The organism is Mesorhizobium sp. M7A.F.Ca.CA.004.04.2.1, from assembly GCF_004022825.1.
Classification (GTDB): Bacteria; Pseudomonadota; Alphaproteobacteria; order Rhizobiales; family Rhizobiaceae; genus Mesorhizobium.
The window spans coordinates 1-4,200 of the sequence record NZ_RZPH01000510.1 but is presented as its reverse complement, the minus strand read 5'-3'; the positions used below and the strand labels follow the sequence as shown (position 1 = coordinate 4,200).

Genomic DNA, 4,200 nt, shown 5'->3' with positions numbered 1-4,200 from the left:
GCCCGGCCTTCGACATGGATGCCAGCGAAAGGCGCGACGGCCGTCTGGTCAATCGGCGCCGCCAGTTTGGCACCATGCTGCTGTCGAAACTTCCGATCGTCTGGTCGCGGCTGCATGCGCTGCCGATGCGCCGCACGCAGCGGCCGCTCAACACCCGCAACGCCGCGCTTGAATGCATGATCCGCACCCCGGCAGGGCCGGTGCGGGTGTTGTCGCTGCATCTCGCCCACATCGCGGCCGAGGAGCGGCTGGAGCAGATCGACTACCTCATGGCCGAGCATCGCCGGGCACCGTCCGATGGCGGACCGTGGAGCGGCGTCGACGACGAGCCCACGCGCAATTGGACCAGCGGCGAAGCGGAGCCGGAAAACCCGCTGGCGGCGATCTGGATGGGCGATTTCAACATGGAGCCGGACAGCGCCGAGTATCGCCGCATCGTCGGCAGCACGCCCTACCATAGGGGTGCCGCCTATCTCAGCGGTTTCGTCGATGCCGCCGCCGTTGCCGGGGAGCCGGTTCCGGACTTCCACACCCATGTGAAGACCATCGACGGCAGACTGGCAAAGCGCCGGCTCGACCATTGCTTCGTCGGCGGCATGTTCGCCGGGCGGGTGCGTTCGATCAGTGCCGACATCGGCGAGGTTGCCTCGGATCATTTTCCGCTGCGGGTCGACATAGACCTGGAAACGCCCGGCATCGCCACATGACGCTTTTCGTCTTCTTTGCAGTGCTTGCCGCCGCTGCCATGCACGCGATCTGGAATGCGCTGGTCAAGGTTCATCTCGACCGCTTCCTGTCGATCACGCTGATGACATTAGGCATGGGCGCGGCGGCACTCGTGGTGCTGCCCTTCGTCGAAGTGCCGAAGGCGGAGGTGTGGCCCTACATCATCGCCTCGGTCATTTTCCACATGGGCTACCGGACCTTCCTGATCGGCGCCTACAAGGCCGGCGATTTCGCACAGACCTATCCGCTGGCACGGGGCACAGCACCTCTGCTCTCGGCCTTTGGAGGCATGTTCGTCGTTGCCGAGATTCCCGGCCCGTTCGCCATGCTCGGTATCTTCCTGTTGTCGGCCGGCACGCTGGTGATGTCGTTTCGTGGCGGCGCGCATCTGGAAAAGCTTAACCTGCGCGCGGTCGGTTTTGCGCTCGGCACCTCCATCTTCATCGCCAGCTATACGCTGTCGGACGGCAGTGGCGCGCGGCTGGCGGCAACCGCGCAGAGCTATGCCGCCTGGCTGTTCATCTGCGATGCTTTTGGCGCGTTGGTGCTGTGCCTCATCTTCCGTGGGCCGAAGGCACTGCCGGTGCTGGCGCGCGACTGGAAGGCAGGGCTGTTCACCGGCGTGCTCAGCGGCGCCGCCTACTGGATCGTCATGTGGGCGATGACCAAAGCACCGATCGCTTCGGTGGCCTCGCTGCGCGAAACCTCGATCCTGTTCGCCATGATGATCTCGGTCTTCGCTCTCGGCGAAAAAATGACCGGCTGGCGCGGTGCCGCCGCGCTCAGCATCGTGGCCGGCGTCGTCGCGCTGAGGCTTGGTTAGGCGCCGCTCAGGTCAGGACGGTCATCACCTGGCCACGTCGTTCCGGGCTGAAACGGATGACGACGATGATGCAGACGGCGACCACGCCTGCGAACAGCGCCAGGGCATAGCCATAGCTGCCTCCGGCGCTTTCCGCGATTCCCGCCTGATAGGGGCCGCCATAGGACGCGGCGAGATTGCCCGCCTGATAAATAAAGCCGGGCAAGGTCGCCCGCACCGCGCCGGGCGAAAGCTCGTTGAGGTGCACGGGGATGACGCCCCAGGCACCCTGGACCGCGACCTGCATGACGAAGGCGCCGATGGCGAGCATGAACGGCGTGGTCGAGTAGGCCCATAGCGGGATGGATGGCAAGGCGATCAGGCATGCCAGCGTGATGGCGTTGACGCGGCCGATCTTCTCCGACAGCGCGCCGAAAGCCAGGCCGCCGACGATGGCGCCGATATTGGCGACGATGGTGATCCAGCTCACCGTATGCGGATCGAAGCCGTGCTGCTTCTTCAGGAAGGTAGGGTAGAGGTCCTGCGTGCCATGACTCAAGAAATTGAAGAACATCATCAGGACGACGGCATAGAGCGCGACGCCCCAGTGCTTCTGCAGCGTTTCCCACATGCCCGGTCTCGCGGTCTTCTGCGCTTCGACGAAGGCCGGCGATTCCGGCACATGCGATCGGATGAAGAGCACGATCAGCGCCGGCACGAAGCTGAGCAGGAACATGGCGCGCCAGCCGATCGTGTAGCCGCCGATCGTCTGCTGATAGAGCAGGCCATAGACCACCGCCGCCAGCAGATAGCCGGCCGGATAGCCGCATTGCAGGATGCCGGAGACCATGCCGCGTGCGCTCGGCGGAATGGATTCCATGGCCAGCGAACTGCCCAGTCCCCATTCGCCGCCCATGGCGATACCGAACAGCGCGCGCAGCGCCAGGAAAATGCCAAGATTGGGCGAGAAGGCGGCCAGCGCGCCGATCACCGAATAGCTGACGATGTTGAGCATGAGGATGGGCTTGCGCCCATATTTGTCGGCAAGCATGCCGAAGAAGAACGCGCCGATGAAGCGTGTCGCCAAGGTCAGGAATAGCGCCTTGGAGACTGCGGGCACGTCGGCGTGGAATTCGGTCGCGATATCGGTGAGCAGGAATGTCAGAAGGAAGAAATCGAAAGCATCGAGCGTCCAGCCCAGGAATGAGGCGAGGACGGTCTTCTTCTGCTGCGAATTAAGGGGCAAATCTTCCTCCATCATCATCGATGGGGGGAATTATCGGCCAGTTCAGGGAAGACCGGTGGTCACGTTTTCGCGTGGCTCATTTGATCGAACGCCAGCTGGAATGGCGGAAGGTGCGATGAGAGCGACCGGTGCCATCTGTCGATGAACTCGATCGTGGCTTGAGGGTGAGGTCTAGATTTCGAGATCAAACACCAGCAGTCCGTCCGTGCCGCCTTCCAGGGCAGCAACCAGGCGCGCGCCGGCGCGCTGGTGCGCTTCATGCACAAGATAGGCATCGCGCGCGGCAGCATCGCGGAAATCGATGGTGAAGCCGTGGGTGAAGCCGCGTGCGAACGGCTCCGGGCTGACATTGGCGCTTAATTTTACGGCGTCCATGCCGTCGATCACCTGTCGAAGCGCCTCGAGATCGGAATGGATCGCCATGCGCTCGGTGGTGGCGACATCATTGCGGAATCTAGCGAAAACACAGTGCCTGATCATATCTTACCCCTCAGTGGCTAAGCAGCCCGGTTTCCGGAAAACACCGCCGGCGGCAGCGGCTCGCGGCCAAGGACCAGGTCGGCGCCCTTTTCACCGACCATGATGGTCGGCGCATTGGTGTTGGATGAAGGCACGCGCGGCATCACCGAGGCATCGCAGACGCGCAGGCCCTCGATACCGCGCAGCCGCAGATCCGGCGTCACGACAGCCATATCATCATGGCCCATGCGGCAGGTGCCGACCGGATGGTGGTCGGTCTTGGAACTGCGGCAGGCATAGTCGAACAGCTCGTCGTCGCTGGCGAGCGACGGGCCGGGCAGCACCTCGCGCAGCACGTAAGGGGCAAGCGCCTTCTGCCGCATGATCTCGCGGGCCAGCCGCAGCCCCTTGATCGACATGGCGCGGTCATAGGGATCGGACCAGTAGTTCGGATCAATCAGCGGATGGTCGGCCGGGTCGGCGCTCTTCAGCCGCACGGTGCCGCGCGAGCGCGGCCGCAGGAAAGCCGAGTTCAGGGTGACGCCGGGGTTTTTCAGCTTCTCGACGCCGGCTTCGATGCCGGAGCCCAAGCCGAGATGAAACTGGATGTCGGGCGAGGCGGCTGTCGGGTCGGCGTACCAGAAGCCGCCGGTCTCGAACAGGCTGGAGGCCACCGGCCCCTTCTTCAGCAGCAGATATTGCAGGCCGGCCCAGGCCGTGCGGTGCAGCTTGGCGTAGTTGTCATAGGTGTGATCGCCGGTGCATTCGGCGATGACGAACAGATCGAGATGGTCCTGCATGTTGGAGCCGACGCCGGGCAGGTCATGCACCGGCGTGACGCCGACCGACTTCAGATGGTCCGCGGGGCCGATGCCCGACTGCATCAGGAGTTTCGGCGAGCCGATGGCGCCGGACGAGACGATCACCTCGCGCTCGGCGTGCAGGATTTTCTTCTCGCCGCCTGGCC

At 64.0% G+C, this 4,200-nt stretch carries 5 protein-coding genes; 2 read left to right on the top strand and 3 right to left on the bottom strand.

Features of this window, described 5'->3' with window-relative positions; all coding sequences use genetic code 11:
• Together EN893_RS21320 and EN893_RS21315 are read left to right on the top strand one after the other, a co-directional pair.
• Positions 1–707: endonuclease/exonuclease/phosphatase family protein (locus tag EN893_RS21320; RefSeq protein ID WP_128361756.1), on the top strand; the 707-nt coding region annotated here is incomplete at its 5' end.
• Positions 704–1,549, top strand: a complete 846-nt coding sequence (locus tag EN893_RS21315) for an EamA family transporter (protein ID WP_013529691.1) — start codon at positions 704–706, stop codon at positions 1,547–1,549. The genes EN893_RS21320 and EN893_RS21315, both read left to right, overlap by 4 nt.
• Before the next feature lie 7 nt (positions 1,550–1,556).
• Here the strand turns inward: EN893_RS21315 and EN893_RS21310 are convergent, their stop codons facing one another.
• The 3 genes from EN893_RS21310 to EN893_RS21300 form a co-directional block, all read right to left on the bottom strand.
• A complete protein-coding gene (locus EN893_RS21310) occupies positions 1,557–2,774 on the bottom strand; it encodes an MFS transporter (RefSeq protein ID WP_164748667.1) in 1,218 nt (405 codons plus the stop codon).
• A gap of 171 nt (positions 2,775–2,945) precedes the next feature.
• Complete coding sequence (locus tag EN893_RS21305) at positions 2,946–3,254, bottom strand: Dabb family protein (RefSeq protein ID WP_127269872.1); 309 nt, start codon at positions 3,252–3,254, stop codon at positions 2,946–2,948.
• 17 nt (positions 3,255–3,271) lie between these two features.
• Positions 3,272–4,200: GMC oxidoreductase (locus EN893_RS21300; protein ID WP_206640151.1), on the bottom strand; the 929-nt coding region annotated here is incomplete at its 5' end.